This is a genomic window from Pseudomonas sp. H26/SER47-MNA-CIBAN-0231, from assembly GCF_040310465.1.
Lineage (GTDB): Bacteria > Pseudomonadota > Gammaproteobacteria > Pseudomonadales > Pseudomonadaceae > Aquipseudomonas > Aquipseudomonas atacamensis.
The window spans coordinates 507419-524552 of the sequence record NZ_JBEOPW010000001.1 but is presented as its reverse complement, the minus strand read 5'-3'; the positions used below and the strand labels follow the sequence as shown (position 1 = coordinate 524552).

At 59.5% G+C, this 17134-nt stretch carries 21 protein-coding genes and 1 tRNA gene; 16 read left to right on the top strand and 6 right to left on the bottom strand.

All coding sequences use genetic code 11. From position 1 onward, the window contains the following. The 3 genes from modC to AAEZ10_RS02325 all read left to right on the top strand — a co-directional run bounded on the left by modC (nt 1) and on the right by AAEZ10_RS02325 (nt 2573). Nucleotides 1-1080: a molybdenum ABC transporter ATP-binding protein gene (gene modC / locus AAEZ10_RS02335; protein ID WP_151551700.1), complete on the top strand. Its 1080-nt coding sequence runs from the start codon at nt 1-3 to the stop codon at nt 1078-1080. Nucleotides 1081-1151: 71 nt separating this feature from the next. Continuing rightward, nucleotides 1152-2189 carry a DNA topoisomerase IB gene (locus AAEZ10_RS02330; RefSeq protein ID WP_339101494.1) on the top strand — a complete coding sequence of 346 codons (1038 nt, stop codon included), beginning with the start codon at nt 1152-1154 and terminating at the stop codon, nt 2187-2189. Between the two features lie 153 nt (nt 2190-2342). Beyond that, nucleotides 2343-2573, top strand: coding sequence for a hypothetical protein (locus AAEZ10_RS02325; RefSeq protein ID WP_016774936.1), 231 nt, complete (start codon nt 2343-2345; stop codon nt 2571-2573). 67 nt (nt 2574-2640) lie between these two features. Here the strand turns inward: AAEZ10_RS02325 and AAEZ10_RS02320 are convergent, their stop codons facing one another. Continuing rightward, nucleotides 2641-2808, bottom strand: coding sequence for a con-10 family general stress protein (locus AAEZ10_RS02320; RefSeq protein ID WP_130929748.1), 168 nt, complete (start codon nt 2806-2808; stop codon nt 2641-2643). A gap of 327 nt (nt 2809-3135) precedes the next feature. On the opposite strand from AAEZ10_RS02320, the gene AAEZ10_RS02315 reads away from it, so the two are divergent. The 5 genes from AAEZ10_RS02315 to AAEZ10_RS02295 all read left to right on the top strand — a co-directional run bounded on the left by AAEZ10_RS02315 (nt 3136) and on the right by AAEZ10_RS02295 (nt 5491). Beyond that, complete coding sequence (locus tag AAEZ10_RS02315; protein WP_016774938.1) at nt 3136-3312, top strand: con-10 family general stress protein; 177 nt, start codon at nt 3136-3138, stop codon at nt 3310-3312. Nucleotides 3313-3781: 469 nt separating this feature from the next. Next, nucleotides 3782-4132: a con-10 family general stress protein gene (locus tag AAEZ10_RS02310; RefSeq protein WP_016774939.1), complete on the top strand. Its 351-nt coding sequence runs from the start codon at nt 3782-3784 to the stop codon at nt 4130-4132. 97 nt (nt 4133-4229) lie between these two features. Beyond that, a complete protein-coding gene (locus AAEZ10_RS02305) occupies nt 4230-4781 on the top strand; it encodes an ATP-dependent Clp protease proteolytic subunit (RefSeq protein WP_073476696.1) in 552 nt (183 codons plus the stop codon). Between the two features lie 204 nt (nt 4782-4985). After that, entirely contained in the window at nt 4986-5243 is a 258-nt protein-coding gene (locus AAEZ10_RS02300; protein WP_073476698.1) for a DUF6555 family protein, read from the top strand. Further along, nucleotides 5240-5491 carry a hypothetical protein gene (locus AAEZ10_RS02295; protein WP_122602898.1) on the top strand — a complete coding sequence of 84 codons (252 nt, stop codon included), beginning with the start codon at nt 5240-5242 and terminating at the stop codon, nt 5489-5491. Before AAEZ10_RS02300 ends, AAEZ10_RS02295 begins: the two co-directional genes overlap by 4 nt. Before the next feature lie 12 nt (nt 5492-5503). Here AAEZ10_RS02295 and AAEZ10_RS02290 read toward each other — a convergent pair whose 3' ends face one another. Continuing rightward, the gene (locus AAEZ10_RS02290) at nt 5504-5917 is read right to left on the bottom strand and encodes a cupin domain-containing protein (protein ID WP_151551706.1); all 414 of its coding nucleotides are present in this window, start codon (nt 5915-5917) and stop codon (nt 5504-5506) included. A gap of 215 nt (nt 5918-6132) precedes the next feature. Here AAEZ10_RS02290 and AAEZ10_RS02285 point away from each other — a divergent pair, with 215 nt between their 5' ends. Beyond that, nucleotides 6133-6513, top strand: a complete 381-nt coding sequence (locus AAEZ10_RS02285; RefSeq protein ID WP_073476703.1) for a RidA family protein — start codon at nt 6133-6135, stop codon at nt 6511-6513. Nucleotides 6514-6670: 157 nt separating this feature from the next. On the opposite strand, the gene AAEZ10_RS02280 is transcribed toward AAEZ10_RS02285, so the two are convergent. Then, nucleotides 6671-7156, bottom strand: a complete 486-nt coding sequence (locus AAEZ10_RS02280; RefSeq protein ID WP_122746101.1) for a hypothetical protein — start codon at nt 7154-7156, stop codon at nt 6671-6673. A 224-nt stretch (nt 7157-7380) separates the two neighbouring features. Between AAEZ10_RS02280 and AAEZ10_RS02275 the strand changes: the two genes are divergently transcribed. Then, the gene (locus tag AAEZ10_RS02275; protein ID WP_122602900.1) at nt 7381-9369 is read left to right on the top strand and encodes a peptidase U32 family protein; all 1989 of its coding nucleotides are present in this window, start codon (nt 7381-7383) and stop codon (nt 9367-9369) included. Between the two features lie 114 nt (nt 9370-9483). Here the strand turns inward: AAEZ10_RS02275 and AAEZ10_RS02270 are convergent. Further along, nucleotides 9484-9558, bottom strand: a tRNA-Gln gene (locus tag AAEZ10_RS02270). A gap of 307 nt (nt 9559-9865) precedes the next feature. On the opposite strand from AAEZ10_RS02270, the gene AAEZ10_RS02265 reads away from it, so the two are divergent. Continuing rightward, nucleotides 9866-10900: an alpha/beta fold hydrolase gene (locus AAEZ10_RS02265; RefSeq protein ID WP_130929752.1), complete on the top strand. Its 1035-nt coding sequence runs from the start codon at nt 9866-9868 to the stop codon at nt 10898-10900. A gap of 216 nt (nt 10901-11116) precedes the next feature. On the opposite strand, the gene souR is transcribed toward AAEZ10_RS02265, so the two are convergent. Beyond that, on the bottom strand, nt 11117-12142 hold the full coding sequence (gene souR, locus AAEZ10_RS02260) for a transcriptional regulator SouR (RefSeq protein ID WP_071172615.1): 1026 nt from the start codon (nt 12140-12142) through the stop codon (nt 11117-11119). A gap of 48 nt (nt 12143-12190) precedes the next feature. After that, nucleotides 12191-13120 (bottom strand): LysR family transcriptional regulator, encoded by a 930-nt coding sequence (locus AAEZ10_RS02255; RefSeq protein ID WP_346622774.1) that lies wholly within the window; start codon nt 13118-13120, stop codon nt 12191-12193. A 116-nt stretch (nt 13121-13236) separates the two neighbouring features. Between AAEZ10_RS02255 and AAEZ10_RS02250 the strand changes: the two genes are divergently transcribed. The 5 genes from AAEZ10_RS02250 to phnE all read left to right on the top strand — a co-directional run bounded on the left by AAEZ10_RS02250 (nt 13237) and on the right by phnE (nt 17035). Beyond that, nucleotides 13237-13635, top strand: a complete 399-nt coding sequence (locus AAEZ10_RS02250) for a RidA family protein (RefSeq protein WP_130929755.1) — start codon at nt 13237-13239, stop codon at nt 13633-13635. 157 nt (nt 13636-13792) lie between these two features. Further along, nucleotides 13793-14656: a putative selenate ABC transporter substrate-binding protein gene (locus tag AAEZ10_RS02245; protein WP_041480134.1), complete on the top strand. Its 864-nt coding sequence runs from the start codon at nt 13793-13795 to the stop codon at nt 14654-14656. Next, nucleotides 14653-15450 carry a phosphonate ABC transporter ATP-binding protein gene (locus AAEZ10_RS02240; protein WP_350567381.1) on the top strand — a complete coding sequence of 266 codons (798 nt, stop codon included), beginning with the start codon at nt 14653-14655 and terminating at the stop codon, nt 15448-15450. Before AAEZ10_RS02245 ends, AAEZ10_RS02240 begins: the two co-directional genes overlap by 4 nt. Further along, on the top strand, nt 15444-16271 hold the full coding sequence (locus AAEZ10_RS02235; RefSeq protein WP_350567378.1) for a PhnE/PtxC family ABC transporter permease: 828 nt from the start codon (nt 15444-15446) through the stop codon (nt 16269-16271). The genes AAEZ10_RS02240 and AAEZ10_RS02235 overlap by 7 nt, the downstream gene beginning before the upstream one ends. Next, nucleotides 16268-17035 (top strand): phosphonate ABC transporter, permease protein PhnE, encoded by a 768-nt coding sequence (gene phnE, locus AAEZ10_RS02230; RefSeq protein ID WP_136492558.1) that lies wholly within the window; start codon nt 16268-16270, stop codon nt 17033-17035. The genes AAEZ10_RS02235 and phnE overlap by 4 nt, the downstream gene beginning before the upstream one ends. Nucleotides 17036-17134 lie beyond the last annotated feature (99 nt).

Below are 17134 nucleotides of genomic sequence, written 5' to 3'. Positions count from 1 at the left end.
ATGATTGATGTACGCCTGAAACGCACTTATCCGGGGTTCGAACTGGATATCGATCTGCAAGTGCCGGGCCGCGGCGTCACCGCGCTGTTTGGTGATTCCGGCTCGGGCAAAACCACCTGTCTGCGCTGCATCGCCGGGCTGGAGCGCGCCGAGCACGGTTTTGTGCAGATCAACGATGAGGTCTGGCAGGACAGTGCCAAGGGCATCTTCGTCCCGCCGCATAAACGTGCGCTTGGCTATGTGTTTCAGGAAGCCAGCCTGTTCGCGCATCTGTCGGTGCTGGCCAATCTGGAGTTTGGTCTCAAACGCATCGCCAAGTCGCAACGCCGGGTCGATATGAACCAGGCCACAGAACTGCTCGGCATCAGCCATTTGCTCGAGCGTCATCCACAGCATCTGTCCGGCGGCGAACGGCAGCGCGTCGGCATCGCCCGCGCCCTGCTGACCAGCCCGAAACTGTTGCTGATGGACGAACCGCTGGCGGCTCTCGACAGCCGGCGCAAAAGCGAAATCTTGCCGTACCTGCAACGCCTGCACGACGAACTGGATATTCCGCTGCTGTACGTCAGCCATGCGCAGGATGAAGTCGCGCGTCTGGCCGATCATTTGGTATTGCTCCGTGATGGCAAAGCCCTCGCCAGCGGCCCGATCGGCGAGACCCTCGCACGCCTGGATCTGCCCTTGGCGCTGGGCGATGACGCCGGGGTGATCATTGAAGGCCAGGTCAGCGCCTACGACGCCACCTATCAATTGCTCAGCCTGCAACTGCCGGCCACTGAAATGAACATTCGCGTCACCCATGCGCCGATGGCCGTGGGCCAGGCTCTGCGCTGCAAAGTGCACGCGCGCGACATCAGCCTGGCGCTGAACAACGATGCAGCCAGCAGCATTCTCAATCGTCTGCCCGTTACGGTCGTCAGCGAACAGGCCGCTGACAACAGTGCCCATGTGCTGATCCGCCTCGATGCCGGCGGCACGCCGCTGCTGGCGCGGATCACCCGCTTCTCGCGTGATCAACTGAGCGTGCATCCGGGCCAGCGGCTGTGGGCGCAGATCAAGGCGGTGGCGGTGCTCGCGTAAATCATTCGGCACGACGGCCAGCGCCTGCGGTCAATCAGTTACAGACTGCCGTATGACCGAAGGAAACCGCCATGCCCGATACCGTGCTGACAGATGCCCTGCCCGCCGATCTGCATTACGTCGATGACACTCAGCCTGGTATCACCCGGAAAAAACTGCGCGGCAAGTTCGTCTATTTCGAACCGTCGGGCGAGCGCATCACCGACCCGGAGGAAATCAAACGCATCAATGCCCTCGCGGTACCACCGGCCTACACCGATGTATGGATCTGCGCCGACCCGTGCGGCCATTTGCAGGCCACCGGCCGCGATGCGCGCGGGCGTAAACAGTACCGTTATCACGCACGCTGGCGCGAAGTGCGCGACGCCGACAAATACTCGCGCCTGCGCGACTTCGGCATGGCCCTGCCCAAACTGCGGCGCAAGCTCGAGGCGCTGCTCGATGAGCCGGGCTTCAGCCGCGACAAGGTCATGGCCACGGTGATTACCTTGCTCGACGCCACGCTGATCCGCGTCGGCAATACCCAATACGCACGGGACAATCGCTCTTACGGTTTGACCACGTTGCGCAGTCGGCATGTCGAGGTCAACGGCAGCGCGATCCTGTTCCAGTTCCGTGGCAAGAGCGGCATCGAGCACCAGATCACTGTCAAGGACCGTCGCCTGGCGCGAATCATCAAGCGCTGCCTGGAGATCCCCGGGCAGAACCTGTTTCAGTATCTTGATGAAAATGGCGAACGGCACACCGTCACCTCCTCCGACGTCAATGCCTATCTGCAAAAGCTCACCGGCGCGGCGTTCACCGCCAAGGACTATCGCACCTGGGCGGGCAGCGCCCTGGCGTTGTCGGTGCTGCGCGAGTTGCAGCATGAGTCGGAAACCGAAGCCAAGCGCCATGTGGTAGAAGCGGTGAAGAACGTCGCCAAACAACTGGGCAACACGCCGGCGGTGTGCCGCAAGTGCTACATCCACCCCGCAGTGGTCGAACATTTCATGCTCGGCGCCCTCGCCGAACTGCCCCGACCGCGCGTGCGCAAAGGCCTGCGCGCTGAGGAAGTAGCCTTGGCGATGTTTCTCGAGCGGATGTGTGAGGTAAGCGAGGCGTCTTGATCTCCAGCGTAACGCTCGCTCCAAAGGTTTCGCCGACGAGTTGAACTGGGTATTTTTTGCACGATCACACAGGTCTTCTATAGTTGATCTGAAGGTTCGCGCCACGCGGACTTTTTGTTGCAACTCAGCCGTTTCAGCGAACGGAGGTGTTCCATGTCCGAAAAAGAGTCCATCACCACCCTCCTCACCCTGCTCGACGCCCGCCAGGCGCGCCTCGCAGCCGCCTGCAAAGAGATTGCCGACTGGGTTGATCATCAGGGCGGGCATCCGACGGCTTTGCGAATTCGCGACCGGCTGCACGACATCGAAAAAGATGCGCCGCTGATTCGCGATACGCTCTCGACGCTCAAACCGATCGACCGGCCGTTGCCACGGTTCAGATAGGCCTCCGCGTAGCAGTCCTCTCTGCATCGGCGCAGAGAGGACGCCGATTGGTACTTTTCCAACCGACTCAGTCGCCCTTGCCGGTACGGCCGCCTCCATGGCTGTGCTGCCCGCCGACGCGTGACTTCTCGGCCCGATCAACTTTCACGTTGACTGGACTCTCGCCTTTCTTGCCGGCTTCCTTGATTTTCTGTGGGTCTTCAGCGAACGGTTGATCCTTGTGATGATTGGTCATCTCAATGTCCTCGGACTAGTTAATACATACACTTAACAGACTCTAGTTTCAGCCGATCACAGTTCAACTTCGCACCGACAAATGGTCAGAATTCCGAAGCGAAGCGGTAACAAACTCCAACCTCTTTTGCACATCAACCAGCAACTCGGAAAGTTATACGAAGCGGCGCAGAAAACAGCAGGCTGTATAAGTTTCATCACAAACTTACCGTTCATCGGCCTGAGGAAAAATTTTCAAAACATTTTTTGCCGGCTCGTAATCGGAGTAGATGTCCGGTGCGACAACGGACATAACTAGCGAAACGTTAATTGATATCGGAGAGCTATCATGACCACAGGAAATAAAAATCCAGGTAACTTCGCAAACGATCGTGAAAAGGCATCTGAAGCCGGCAAGAAAGGCGGTCAGTCGTCGGGCGGCAACTTTGCCAATGATCGTGAAAAAGCATCCGAGGCTGGCCGCAAAGGCGGGCAGAACAGCCACGGCGGCGGTCGCAAGTCCTGAGCTAGCGGTACAAGGGCAGCCTCGCTGCCCTTTGAAATCAGCTGATGGAGCGTAATCATGAGAACGGTACCGGCTTTTGCACGAGGCGAAGTGCAACGAAACAAGGGAGCGGAAGTGTATCCCGAAGCAGCGCGCAGTTCGCACGTGACCAGGTCGGACAGTCCGTCGGTGTCACCTTGTGTCGAACGACAGCAAATCAGTCCAAGGCACCGGGAAAGTGTTCAGCAGGAATGTTATGAACGCCGGGAACTTGCAGTAAATTCTGAAAACTCCCGGACACCGGATACAACGCCGACTTATGAGCGCTCCTCTTAGCACAAAGGTCTAACTTGTAGTCACTAGACAAGCCAGACCAACTAAAGCAAACGACATCAGTAAACTTTATGAGCATTCGCGAACAACGACGGCACGTAGTTTGTGCATCCTTGATTCGCCGAGTGCCTATATAGAGAAAATGAGGAAGTTTGAAATGGCACAAGATAAACAACAAGGCAGCATGTCGGTTAACGAAGCAGGCAAGAAAGGTGGTGATGCCACTTCGGCTTCGCACGATAAAGAGTTCTATCAGGAAATCGGCAGTAAAGGCGGCCAGAACAGTGGCGGCAACTTCAAGAATGATCCTGAGCGCGCCTCCGAAGCCGGGAGCAAAGGTGGCCAGAACAGCGGTGGCAATTTTGCCAACGATCGGGACAGAGCGTCCGAAGCTGGCAGCAAGGGCGGCCAGAGCAGCGGCGGCAACTTTGCCAACGATCGTGAAAAAGCCTCTGAAGCTGGACACAAAGGTGGTCAAAACAGCCATGGTGGCGGGCGCAACAGTTGATGCGTCGGGTGCAGGGGAGCACAGCTCCCCTGCACACTTTCATTCAAGAGAAATTACAGCTATTGCTTAGGAGTCCTGACCAGCCGAGGGAATCGCCATGCCTGTTCATGTCATCAACTTCACCGGCCCGATCAATGCCTCGACGTGCGGCCAATTGATCGATAAAGCCTCGCTCGCCGTAAAGGAAGATGCACCGCGACTGATCGTCAACATCGCCACTATGGGCGGCGAATGCAGTTACGGTTTCACCATGTACAACTTCCTGTTGGCCCTGCCTATTCCGGTACACACCCACAATTTGGGAACGGTCGAATCGATGGGCAACATTGTCTTTCTGGCCGGCCAGCGCCGCACCGCCTGTACCCACAGCAAGTTTCTGTTTCACCCATTTCATTGGCACCTGCAAGGTTCGGTCGATCATTCGCGCATGTCGGAATACGCCATGAGCCTGGATTACGACTTGCACCTCTACGCCCAGATTGTCGCCGAGCGTACGAGCAACGGAAAAAATGCGCTGGAGACAGAGAAATATCTGACAGCAGCGCCGCGCATCATCAATCCTGAAGAAGCCATGCATTCAGGCCTTATTACGGCGATTGAAGACACCGAGGTTCACGCGGACTTTGTCTGCTCGTGCATCTACTCCTGAATCGTCCCACTTGATAACGCGTCGTAGCAGGCGCGTTCCTTAACAGCCGGCAATTCAGCCAAAAATTCCAGACGAAGTTGTACAGATTCACTCTGCCGTACAGACTTACAAAGCGCCCAATCAGCCGGTCATCACGCCCGTTTCAATTTCTCTGAATTATTCATTTCGCCAGATATCCCTCTTCTTAACAGCCGGAGGAAATGTATGAGCGGAGAGGATTTGTACGTGATTGATTACCTGCTTCACGGGAAGCCCAGGTCATTCATCATTCGCACAAAAACCATGAACAATGCCGAAGCGTGGCAATGGGCAAGTTGTGACGCGGGTATCGCGCCCATCCCCCGCCCCGGCCGACCTCCGTTGAAACGTTTCTCCAAACCGATGGCGGAACGCTTTGGCGTGACCGAGGTGCAATGGCGAGAATCAGTACCTTTGGTCTGGGAGGAGGATCACGTGAAATGACAGAACGCACATTGAAATTCGGTTTCGGCCGCTCGTGGGATGACGAGATGGCGGAGAATGCCGCGATGTTCCGCGAGGCCGATCTGCTCGAAGAAGCGGCTTACAGGATCATCGAGAACGACACGGACAATCCTGAAGCCTGGGCCCGTTTCAGCGAAGCCAAGGCTATGGCCGACGCCAAACGAACGGCGGCCTATCAGGACTGGATGCGCATCAAGCGCGCGATGAGCAAGCCGCGCTCGAAATAGCGGACTGGCGCCTCATGGCTTGAGGATCAGTAGCGGTTCGCCTTTCGGGACGACGTAAGTGGCCAGCTCGACGCCTTTCTCGTTGCCAACGTTTTTGGCCACATGCGCGATGCCCGCCGGAATGAACAACGAATCGCCGGCCTTGAGTATCACCGGCGCCCGCCCTTCGAGCTGATACTCGAACGTGCCGCTGATGACATAGGCGACTTCCACGCCGGGATGAGCATGCCGAGGCGAGGTGACGCCAGCGTCGAAATCGATACGCGCCTGAATCACCTCGCGATTGTCAGCGCCGAGATCCTGACGAACCAGATCGGTGCGGCTCAGACCTTTCTGCCAGTTCGTTGCCGGCGCATCCGCCGCATGGGCGAAGCCGGTCAGGGAGGCGAAGATAACGGCAGAAGCCAGAAACATTTGACGGTACATGGTGATGCCCTCTTGAACGTAGTGTTGGTGTGAGGGCTACTTTGGGCTCGGCATGTAGGGCGGATGTGTCTCGAAGGCGCAGTTTGGTGTTGCCGTGTGTATGCGCTGAGGGTTGATACATGCTTATACAAACGTGTTGCGGTACCCGACCGGGCCATGGCGGAAAACAATCTGTAAACTGCCGCAATCTTCATTCACTCAAACAAGAGATGCCCATGGCCAATCAAGACATCATCTTCACGCCGGATCCCGACACCGATTCGATTTCTTCCGACGTTGCCACCTTCGGCGGCATCATGGTTTCCACGCAGATTCCAACCCGCGCCGATGGCAGCCTGGAACTCGGCGGCATCACCGAGCAGAGCGAGTGCACGCTGCAAGCACTGAAAGTCGCGCTGGAACGTGCCGGCAGTTCGATGGACCGGGTGCTGCACCTGACCATTTACCTGACCGACATGAGCGATCGCGGGGCTTTCAATGAAGTGTACAAACGCTATTTCGCCAAACCTTGGCCGGTGCGGGCGGCGGTAGGCGTGGCCTCGCTGGCAGTTGAAGGGATGCGTGTGGAAGTGACGGCGATGGCGGCCAAGGGCTGATTTGCGGAAATACAGCGTAGGCTGCCGCCACGATTCCGGGTGCGGCATACGCTGTGAAAAATACTTAAGGGCGCGCGCCAAACACAGCAGCCACCAGGATGAGGCCGTTTGGCAAGCGCTGGCTCGCCCGTTGAGCGAATTGGCGTCAACGGTCTATTCACAAAACTTGAAGCGGACCGCTAGCTACAACAAACAGTTTACCTTCTGATACCCGGTATGTTTGCCCGCGGTGCTCGATCTCAAAATTGAATGTTGCCGTAATCGAATCGATACCTTCTTCGTGTTTGCGCGCAAACTCTATCGTTCCTGTTTTCGCATATAAAATTTCATGCGACATAGTCATCAATCCCGCCACGGGACTTCCGAACCCGCCAACTTCATGCGTACCGTCCGTAAGGGAGCGATCTATCACAAATGAAATAATCTCACCCACCTCGTCCGTAAAATATTGACCAATAACGCTGAACGTTTCCTTTGTGCCGAAATAAAGATGCCGAGTAGCGGAGAATATTGGCTTGCCAATGCCCGGATGATTGGGTGAAACGACCGCTTTGTAATACACCTCGGCCGTCTTCCGAGGACGAGATTTAAACGACGCGAAATCCGAGATACCAATCGTCGCGAAGGCGCTATTACCTTTCATGATATTAATCTCCAATGTCTTGCGTGATATAGGCCAGAGCGACTTTCCCGCTCCCACCCGATGTTCACGCTTTGGACGCGGAAGGACAACTGACAGACTTTACAGTTATGCATTGCCTCGTATTGTGCTAGGTCCTTCGTACCTGATATCGGCACGCTGGTGCCGCCTGGGTGTTTCACAGGTACAATGCGCCCCTTGCCCGTGACCGCCTGACTAAAAAAACTATGTCCTTGCCCAAGCATCACCTGGAATTGCTCAGCCCTGCCCGCGATGTCGCCATTGCCCGCGAGGCCATCCTGCATGGCGCTGACGCCGTGTACATCGGCGGCCCGAGCTTCGGCGCACGCCACAACGCCTGCAACGAAGTCAGCGAAATCGCCGAACTGGTCGAGTTCGCCCGCCGTTACCACGCGCGTATTTTCACCACCATCAATACCATCCTGCACGACAACGAACTGGAGCCGGCGCGCAAGCTGATCCATCAGTTGTACGACGCCGGTGTCGATGCGCTGATCGTCCAGGATCTGGGCGTGATGGAGCTGGACATTCCGCCGATCGAGCTGCACGCCTCGACCCAGACCGACATCCGCACCCTCGAGCGAGCGAAGTTCCTCGATCAGGCCGGTTTCTCCCAGTTGGTGTTGGCCCGCGAGCTGAACCTGAAAGAAATCCGCGCCATCGCCGATGAAACCGATGCCGCCATCGAGTTCTTCATCCACGGCGCGCTGTGCGTGGCCTTCTCCGGCCAGTGCAACATCTCTCATGCGCAAACCGGCCGCAGCGCCAACCGTGGCGACTGCTCCCAGGCCTGCCGCTTGCCCTACACCCTCAAGGATGAAAAGGGTGGCGTGATCGCCTACGAAAAACACCTGCTGTCGATGAAAGACAACAACCAGAGCGCCAACATCCGCGCACTGGTTGAGGCTGGCGTGCGTTCATTCAAGATCGAAGGTCGCTACAAGGACATGGGCTATGTGAAGAACATCACCGCCTATTACCGCCAGCGTCTGGACGACGTGCTCGAGGATCGCCCGGACCTGGCCCGCGCTTCCAGCGGCCGCACCGTGCATTTCTTCCTGCCCGATCCGGAAAAGACTTTCCACCGTGGCAGCACCGATTATTTCGTCACTGATCGCAAGATCGACATCGGCGCCTTCGACTCGCCAACCTTTACCGGCCTGCCGGTCGGTACGGTGGAGAAAGTCGGCAAGCGTGACATGCAGGTCGTCACCCATGAGCCGCTGTCCAACGGCGATGGCTTGAACGTTCTGGTCAAACGCGAAGTGGTCGGTTTCCGCGCCAACATCGCCGAGGCCAAAGGCGAGTTCGAAGAAGACGGCGAGAAGCGCTACCGCTACCGCGTCGAGCCGAACGAAATGCCCGAAGGCCTGTTCAAGCTGCGTCCAAGCCATCCGTTGAATCGCAACCTTGATCACAACTGGCAGCAGGCGTTGCAGAAGACCTCTTCGGAACGTCGCGTGGCCCTGAGCTGGTTCGCTCGTCTGCGTGAAGAACAGCTGGAAGTGACCGCGACCAGCGAAGAAGGCATCAGCGCCAGCGTCACCCTGAACGGGCCGTTCGGCGCTGCCAACAAGCCGGAACAGGCGCTGGAGCAACTGCGCGACCTGCTCGGCCAGCTCGGCACCACGCAGTATCACGCCACCGACATCAAGCTGGATGCGCCGCAAGCGTTCTTCATTCCCAACTCGCAGCTCAAATCCCTGCGTCGTGAAGTGATCGAAGCGCTGACGGCGGCCCGCGTCGCCGCGCATCCGCGTGGCAGCCGCAAGGCCGAAACCACGCCGCCACCGGTGTACCCGGATTCGCACCTGACCTTCCTCGCCAACGTCTACAACCAGAAGGCGCGCGACTTCTACCACCGTCACGGCGTCAAGCTGATCGACGCGGCGTACGAAGCTCACGAAGAGCCAGGCGAAGTGCCGGTGATGATCACCAAGCATTGCCTGCGGTTCTCCTTCAACCTGTGCCCGAAACAGGCCAAAGGCGTGACTGGTGTGCGTACCAAGGTCGCGCCGATGCAGTTGATCCACGGCGATGAGGTGCTGACGCTTAAGTTCGATTGCAAGCCGTGCGAGATGCACATCATCGGCAAGATGAAAGGCCACATCCTCAACCTGCCGCAGCCGGGCAGCGTGGTCGGCCACATCAGCCCTGAAGACCTGATGAAAACCATCCCGCGCGCACCGCACTGAGTGACCGGCGTGCGCGGCGCTTCGGCATCGCGCACGCCCCGGCTAGCTCAAGCGCAGTAAATCGCAGGCATAAAAAAACGCCAACTTCTTGCGAAGTTGGCGTTTTTTCGTAGATGGCAGGGGCGGCTGGATTCGAACCAACGCATGGCAGGATCAAAACCTGCTGCCTTACCGCTTGGCGACGCCCCTGTAGCTCTGGTCAGCGGCTCCGTTAGGATCGCTGTGAGAACGGGGCGCAATTTAACAACATTCATTTCATTTGGGAAGCCCGAGATGAAATTTTTTTTGTTTTAAAACAGCCACTTATTATTTTCGCGCGTAAACTCACCGTTTCATCGCCATGTATCACACTGTGTACGCGCCCCGCTGCTACACAACCCAATGCAAAAACGCTCTCTGGCGACACAGAGCAGATACCTCGCCACGCTTCAATGCACTCAGGGTTTCAAGGGTTCATCCAGCCCCTTGGCCACAGGCTCGCAAAGGAGACGTCAGCATGAAACAGGCTCTGCATACCTCTAAATTCAAAGCCGCACTTGGTTTGTCAGTCTTGGCGCTGTCACTGCTCGGCGCCGTCGGCAGCGTTCAGGCGCAAACCACTGAACCGGCCGCCGCCAGCTATTCGGCGCCCTCTCCTTTCGGCCCGCTGAAGCACATCAAGGCTGGCTTGCTCGACGTAGCCTACGCCGAAACCGGTCCTGCCGATGGGCCGGTGGTGATCCTGCTGCACGGCTGGCCCTACGACATTCACAGCTACGACGAAGTCGCACCACTGCTCGCGGCCAAGGGTTACCGCGTGCTGATGCCGTATGCACGGGGTTATGGCGACACGCAGTTCCTGTCCAAAGCCACTCTGCGCAACGGCCAACCGGCGGCATTGGCCAGCGACGTCATCGACTTCATGGACGCGCTGAAAATCAAACAAGCGGTGCTGGGCGGCTACGACTGGGGCGCGCGTTCGGCGGACATCGTCGCGGCCTTGTGGCCAGAGCGCGTGAAAGCGCTGGTAGCGGTCAGCGGCTACCTGATCGGCAATCAGGCCGCCGGTCAAAACCCGCTGCCGCCGAAAGCCGAATTGCAGTGGTGGTACCAGTTCTACTTCGCCACCGAACGCGGCCGCGCCGGCTATGAAAAGAACACCCACGACTTCGCCAAACTGATCTGGCAACTGGCGTCGCCGCAGTGGAAATTCGACGACGCCACCTTCGACCGCAGCGCCAAAGCGTTGCAGAACCCCGATCACGTCGAGATCACCGTGTTCAACTACCGCTGGCGGCTGGGCCTGGTGCAGGGCGAGGCGAAATATGCCGCGCTGGAAGAAAAGTTGGCTACTGCACCGTCGATCAGCGTGCCGACGATTACCCTGGAAGGCGATGCCAATGGAGCGCCACATCCCAAGCCTGAGGACTATGCCAAGCGTTTTACCGGGAAATATCAATTCAGGTTGATTGAGGGTGGGATTGGGCACAATTTGCCGCAGGAGGATCCGAAGGCGTTTGCGCAGGCTGTGGTTGATGCGGATCATCTCTGACAGACCCGCCCACAAAAGCCCCTCACCCTAGCCCTCTCCCGAAGGGAAAGGGAACTGATCGGGGGATGTCGAAGAGTCACGCCAACCTGAAAGCGCTGTAGTGAATCCATAATCGACATCCATCTTTCAGGTCGATGTACAGCGCAAGACACCTCGGCGCCCTCTCCCTCTGGGCGAGGTCTGGGGTGAGGGGTTTAGAGGGCTGCACCGGCTGGCCTATTTCACCAGCCGCTTCTCCTTCGAAGGCCGATAACCAAAGTACGAGCTATAGCACTTGCTGAAATGGCTCGGTGAAACAAAACCACACGCCACCAGCACTTCCACCTGCGACAGCTCGGTGTGTTGCAGCAGACGCCGTGCTTCGGTGATGCGCAGTTCCAGGTAATAGCGCTGCGGCGTGGTGCCCAGTTGCTCCTTGAACAAGCGCTCGAGCTGGCGCCGTGAGCGGCCGGCGTAGACCGCCAATTGTTCCAGCTCCAACGGTTCTTCGAGGTTGGCGTCCATGAGTTTGATCACTTCACGCAACGGCGCACTGACGCAGATGTTTTCATCCGGTTTGATGCGCCGGTAGCGCGACTCTTCGAAGGCGAGGATATCTTCGATGCCCTCGACCAAGGCTTTGCCGTGCAAGCCCTTGATCCAGTCCAGCGCCATGTGGAAGGCCCCGGACGGGCTGGAGGCGGTAAGGCGGTCGCGGTCGATCACATAGGGTTCGCTGCTGACGTGGGTGCTCTTGGCGATTTCGGTCAGTGCCGGGCGATGTTCCGGGTGGATCGAGCAGCGATAGCCATCGAGCAAACCGGCGCGACCGAGAAACCAGGAACCATTCCACAAGCCCGCCAGGCTCACGCCCCGCTCCGCTGCGGACTTGAGCAGGCCGATGAATTCGTCACTGGCGCGCAATTCGGTGCGATAACCACCGCACACCACCAGCAGATCCAGCTCGTTAAGCGCAGCAGAATCCAGGCGCGCATCGGGGCGGATGACCAGGCCCAGATCGCTGATCACTTCGCCATCGCCGAGGCCGAAGGTGCGCGACGAGAAAAGTCCCGGGCGCAACAGGTTGGTGGTGACTACCGTGTCCAGCGCCTGGGTGAAGGCCGGAAGTGAAAAATGTTCAAGCAAGAGGAAACCGGTGCGGGTCACACCGGTGTTATCGGGGTTCTGTTCATTCAGATAGCGAAGGTTCTTGCCCTTCATGCCACCGCTGAATTGACGTCGTTCAATCAAGGTCGGGTCCATCGGTCGTTGTTATGCGGCGATAGTTGGCCGCTTCTGCGCAAGAGTCAATCATGGCCGTGACTGGTGCGTCACGATTGGCGCTGCCGCCGCCATCAGCCCAACCACCCAATCAATAAAAACCCGCAACTTCAGGCTGACATGCCTATTTGGCGGATAGGCCAGATAAAGCGGCATCGATTCAAGCTGCCAGCCTTCAAACAACTGCACCAACTCGCCCCGCGCCACATGCGCATCAGACATATACGTCGGCAACCACAACACCCCCATGCCCGCCAGTCCCGCCGCCAGATAAGCATTGCCATCATCCACCGCAAGCACATGCCGGCCCTTGATCTGCAGGCGCTCGGTGCCGTTGTGCAACGTGTACGGAAGAGGTTTACCAGTGCGAGCCCAGAGAAATGCGACGACGCGGTGATGGGAGTCTTGCAGTTCCAGCGGGTGCTCAGGCGTCCCTTCGCGGGCCAGATAAGCCGGCGCGGCGAAAACACCCAAGGGCAGATCGGCAAGCTTGCGCGCCATCAACGATTGATCGAGCAGCTCGCCGCCGCGCACCACGCAATCGACGTTCTCATCGATGATGTCGACGATGCGGTCGCTAACGCCCATATCGATCTGGATGTCCGGGTAGCGCGCGTGAAAATCCGGCAAGGCTGGCACCAGAATGTGCCGCGCGAACGGGCTCGGCACGTCGATGCGCAAACGCCCGCGCGGCCGTGCGGCGGCGCCCGGCAGGCTGGTTTCGGCGTCGTCCATGTCGGCCAGCAGCTTGATCACCCGCTCGTAATACGCCGCGCCATCAGCGGTAACGTTGACCTTGCGTGTGGTGCGGTTGAGCAGCTTGACCCGCAGCCGCGCCTCCAGTTGCTGCACCAGTTGCGTCACCGTGGTCTTGCTCATGTGCAAGGTTTCGGCAGCCTTGGTGAAACTGCCCGCCTCGACCACCCGGGCAAAGGCCTGCATCGCATCGAACCGGTCCATCCGCGCCCCTCGATTGTTTGGGATTTGCAAACAGTGAACGCCAAGCTTGCGCGTTTATCCGCGCACTGCAAATACCTAAAGTCGTTTCCCATCAACCCACTGATGGAGTCAGCCCCATGTCCAAGCGCGATGTAGTTTTCCCACCCGCCCGCCATGCCTTGTATGAGCGTCACCGCTACTCGCCGGCGATTCGCTCCAACGGTTTCCTGTTTGTCTCGGGACAAGTCGGCAGCCGTGAGGATGGCTCGCCCGAGGCGGATCTGCGCGATCAGGTGCGCACCGCCTTCCACAACCTCAACGCGATCCTCGCTGCGGCCGGTTGCAGCTTCGATGATGCGGTGGATGTCACCGTGTTCATGGTCGATCCGCACTCGACGTTCGAAACCATCTGGAGCGTGGTGCCGGAGTTCTGGGGCGAAGCGCCGTTTCCGACGGTGACGGCTGTCGGCGTGACCTGGCTGGCGGGTTTTGATTTCGAGATCAAGGTGATTGCCAAACTGCCGGAAGCCGCTTGACCGGCACCGCACACAAACAGACACAACGCGCCGGCACGGAGGCTGGCCAATCTCCTCGCGAATGCGTATAACCTCGCCGTTTCGTCTACCCTGACGTGGCGCGCCGTTGACTACCGGCAGCCCTTCGAATGTTGACGCTTACGAAACGGAGAATTCTATGTTCAAGCGTACCCTCGCCCTCACCGCCGGTCTGGCGCTGTCCTTTTCTGCCCTGATGACGCAAGCCGCTGATGTGTTGCGCGTCAGCGCGATTCCCGACGAAGCCCCGACCGAGCTGCTGCGCAAGTTCGAACCGCTGGGTGCCTATCTTGAGCAGCAGTTGGGCATGAAGGTGCAGTTTGTCCCCGTCGCCGACTACCCGGCCGTGGTTGAAGCGCTGGCCACCGATCGCCTCGACATGGCCTGGCTCGGCGGTTTCACTTTCGTGCAGGCACGTTTGAAGACCGACGCCACTACGCCAGTGATCCCGCTGGTGCAGCGCGAACAGGATGCACAGTTCACGAGCAAATTCATCACCGCCGACCCGAACGTGAAAAGCCTCGCCGACCTCAAGGGCAAAACCTTCGCCTTCGGTTCGGTGTCGTCCACCTCGGGCAGTCTGATGCCGCGTTACTTCATGCTGAAAAACGACGGCATCAAGCCTGAGGGCTATTTCAGCCGCGTCGCCTACTCCGGCGCGCATGACGCCACCGTTGCCTGGGTGCAGGCCGGCAAGGTCGACGCCGGGGTGTTGAACGCCAGCGTCTGGCAGAAACTGGTCGACGCCGGCAAGGTCGACACCAACAAGGTCAAGGTCTTCGCCACCACGCCGACCTACTTCGATTACAACTGGACCGTGCGCGGCACCCTTGATCCGAAGCTGGCCGCGAAGATCAAGCAAGCCTTCCTCGACCTCGACCCGGCCAATCCCGAGCAGAAGAAGATCCTCGATCTGCAGGCCGCCAGTCGCTTCATCGAGACCAAGCCCGAGAACTACAAGGGCATCGAGGAAGCCGCCCGCGCCGCCGAACTGCTGAAATGACCCTACGCCTCACCCAGGGCAGCCTGCGCCACGCCAATGGCGTCGATGCCCTTCGTAACATCGACGTGCAGATTGGCGCTGGCGAACAGGTAGCGATCATCGGTCCGTCCGGCGCTGGCAAGTCGAGCCTGCTCAATCTGCTGGCGACGGCGCTGAAACCCAGCAGCGGTGACATCGAAGTGCTCGGCGAACGCGCCTGGCACTTGTCGGCGCACCAGCGGCAGCGCCTGCGTGCGCGCATCGGCCTGGTGCATCAGACGCCGCCGATTCCGCCGCGTCAGCGGGTGATCACGGCGGTGCTGGCCGGCAAACTTGGCCAGTGGAGTCTGGGTAAAAGTCTGTTGAATCTGCTGCATCCGCTGGATGTGGCGGGCGCCCGCGCGGCGTTGGCGCGACTGGATCTGGGCGACAAACTGTTCGCCCATTGCCAGCAGTTGTCCGGCGGGCAGTTGCAGCGCGTCGGCATTGCGCGGGTGCTGTATCAGGCGCCGGAAATATTGCTCGCCGACGAGCCAGTGTCAGCGATGGACCCGGTCCTCGCCGGCCACACGCTGTCGATCCTGTCGCGCCATGCTCGCGAGCACAACGTCACGCTGGTGGCGAGCCTGCACGCGGTGGACCTGGCGCTGGCGCACTTTCCACGGATCATCGGCCTGCGCGACGGGCAGATTCTTTTCGATTGCCCATCCGATCAAGTCAGCCGCGACAAGCTCGATGCGCTGTACGCCAATGAACAACTGCAATCGCCTGCACCAGCGGTCGCGCCTTTGATTGTGCAGATTCCGCGATGCTGAAAGCCGATTCACGGGACCCGGCGGCGTGGCCGCGATTGTTGCTGACGCTGCTGGCGCTGGCCCTGCTGTGGCCGGGCATTCAGCTCAGCGAGCTGGACCTGGGCGTGCTGTTTCAGGCCGATAGCCAGAACGAAATGGGCCGTTTCGTTTCGGCGTTCTGGCCACCGGCGCACGATCAGGCGTTTATGCAACTGCTGCTCAAAGCCACCCTGCAAACCCTGGCGATTGCCACAGCGGGAATGGCCCTGGCGTTGCTGCTGGCAGTGCCGGCAAGCCTGATCGCCAGTCGCGCGCTGTCGCTCTCGGCGGCGTCCCGGGGCGGCGTGCCGAGCCTGCCCGGGCGCTTGCTGCGCTGGCCGGTACGCGGCTTGCTGATCTTTCTGCGCAGCGTGCCGGAGATCGTCTGGGCGCTGTTGTTCGTGCGCGCGGTCGGCCTCGGCCCGGCGGCGGGCGTGCTGGCCATCGCCATCACCTACAGCGGCATGCTCGGCAAGGTCTACGCAGAAATTTTCGAATCCACCGACCAACGCCCGGCGCACGCACTGTTGCAGGCCGGCAGCGGTCGACTGGCGGCGTTTGCCTACGGCACGCTGCCTAATGTCGCCGCCGAATTGCTCTCCTACACCGTCTACCGCTGGGAGTGCGCGATTCGTGCCTCGGTGGTGATGGGCTTTGTTGGTGCCGGTGGGCTGGGGCAACAGATCGACTTGTCGATCCGCATGTTTGCCGGCGGTGAGGTCGCCAGCATGTTGCTGACATTCCTGCTGCTGGTGCTGTGCGCCGATCAACTCAGCCGCTTGCTACGCTGGAGGCTGGCATGAGGCGCCTGATCAACCTGCTGCTGCTCGCCGCCATTGCGGTCGCGGTGGTCGCCTCTTTTGCCTATCTGGAACTGGATCTCGCCGAACTCGGCAGCGCCAATAGCCTCAAGCAGATGGGCAGTTATGTTCAGCGTTTTCTCAGTCCCGATTTGAGCGCCGGGTATCTGAAAGCCATCGCTCACGGTTCGCTGGAAACTCTCGCTATGTCAGCCCTCGGCACCCTGCTCGCGGCGCTGTTCGGCATTGTTCTGGCGCTGCCCGCTGCCGGGCGTTTCGGCTGGCCGCTGCAAAGCGCGGCGCGTCTGCTGCTCAACGGCTTGCGGGCGATTCCGGAGCTGGTCTGGGCGGCGCTGATGGTGCTCGCCGCCGGTCTCGGGCCGAACGCCGGCACCCTCGCCCTCGCTCTGCACACCACCGGCGTACTCGGTCGGCTGTTCGCCGAAGCGCTGGAAAACACCCCGCCGCAACCGGCCGAGGCGATTCGCTTGCAGGGCGGCAATCCGCTTCTCGCGTTCTGCTACGGCACCCTGCCGAACCTCGCCCCGCAACTGCTCGCCTACTGCCTGTATCGCTGGGAAAACAACATCCGCATGGCCAGCGTGCTCGGTTTCGTCGGCGCCGGCGGCCTGGGGCAGATGCTGTATGTCAGCCTCAGCCTGTTCCAGGAAGCCCAGGCCAGCACGGTGATTCTGGCGATGCTGTTGCTGGTGTTTCTGGTCGACTGGTTGAGCGCCTGGAGCCGGCAGCGTTGGGTCAAAGCGTAGGCCGAGTGGATATCTGGCAAAAGCTGATTATGCTTCAGGAAACCTTGCAGCCCTGCGAGGCGGTCAGACTGTGCAAGCTTCACGCTAGAGCAACGGCGG

Bases quoted from the DNA above. Each gene is read 5' to 3' on its own strand.
- modC (WP_151551700.1), top strand. From the start codon at position 1: ATGATTGATGTACGCCTGAAACGCACTTATCCGGGGTTCGAACTGGAT.
- AAEZ10_RS02330 (WP_339101494.1), top strand. From the start codon at position 1,152: ATGCCCGATACCGTGCTGACAGATGCCCTGCCCGCCGATCTGCATTAC.
- AAEZ10_RS02325 (WP_016774936.1), top strand. From the start codon at position 2,343: ATGTCCGAAAAAGAGTCCATCACCACCCTCCTCACCCTGCTCGACGCC.
- AAEZ10_RS02320 (WP_130929748.1), bottom strand. From the start codon at position 2,808: ATGACCAATCATCACAAGGATCAACCGTTCGCTGAAGACCCACAGAAA.
- AAEZ10_RS02315 (WP_016774938.1), top strand. From the start codon at position 3,136: ATGACCACAGGAAATAAAAATCCAGGTAACTTCGCAAACGATCGTGAA.
- AAEZ10_RS02310 (WP_016774939.1), top strand. From the start codon at position 3,782: ATGGCACAAGATAAACAACAAGGCAGCATGTCGGTTAACGAAGCAGGC.
- AAEZ10_RS02305 (WP_073476696.1), top strand. From the start codon at position 4,230: ATGCCTGTTCATGTCATCAACTTCACCGGCCCGATCAATGCCTCGACG.
- AAEZ10_RS02300 (WP_073476698.1), top strand. From the start codon at position 4,986: ATGAGCGGAGAGGATTTGTACGTGATTGATTACCTGCTTCACGGGAAG.
- AAEZ10_RS02295 (WP_122602898.1), top strand. From the start codon at position 5,240: ATGACAGAACGCACATTGAAATTCGGTTTCGGCCGCTCGTGGGATGAC.
- AAEZ10_RS02290 (WP_151551706.1), bottom strand. From the start codon at position 5,917: ATGTACCGTCAAATGTTTCTGGCTTCTGCCGTTATCTTCGCCTCCCTG.
- AAEZ10_RS02285 (WP_073476703.1), top strand. From the start codon at position 6,133: ATGGCCAATCAAGACATCATCTTCACGCCGGATCCCGACACCGATTCG.
- AAEZ10_RS02280 (WP_122746101.1), bottom strand. From the start codon at position 7,156: ATGAAAGGTAATAGCGCCTTCGCGACGATTGGTATCTCGGATTTCGCG.
- AAEZ10_RS02275 (WP_122602900.1), top strand. From the start codon at position 7,381: ATGTCCTTGCCCAAGCATCACCTGGAATTGCTCAGCCCTGCCCGCGAT.
- AAEZ10_RS02265 (WP_130929752.1), top strand. From the start codon at position 9,866: ATGAAACAGGCTCTGCATACCTCTAAATTCAAAGCCGCACTTGGTTTG.
- souR (WP_071172615.1), bottom strand. From the start codon at position 12,142: ATGGACCCGACCTTGATTGAACGACGTCAATTCAGCGGTGGCATGAAG.
- AAEZ10_RS02255 (WP_346622774.1), bottom strand. From the start codon at position 13,120: ATGGACCGGTTCGATGCGATGCAGGCCTTTGCCCGGGTGGTCGAGGCG.
- AAEZ10_RS02250 (WP_130929755.1), top strand. From the start codon at position 13,237: ATGTCCAAGCGCGATGTAGTTTTCCCACCCGCCCGCCATGCCTTGTAT.
- AAEZ10_RS02245 (WP_041480134.1), top strand. From the start codon at position 13,793: ATGTTCAAGCGTACCCTCGCCCTCACCGCCGGTCTGGCGCTGTCCTTT.
- AAEZ10_RS02240 (WP_350567381.1), top strand. From the start codon at position 14,653: ATGACCCTACGCCTCACCCAGGGCAGCCTGCGCCACGCCAATGGCGTC.
- AAEZ10_RS02235 (WP_350567378.1), top strand. From the start codon at position 15,444: ATGCTGAAAGCCGATTCACGGGACCCGGCGGCGTGGCCGCGATTGTTG.
- phnE (WP_136492558.1), top strand. From the start codon at position 16,268: ATGAGGCGCCTGATCAACCTGCTGCTGCTCGCCGCCATTGCGGTCGCG.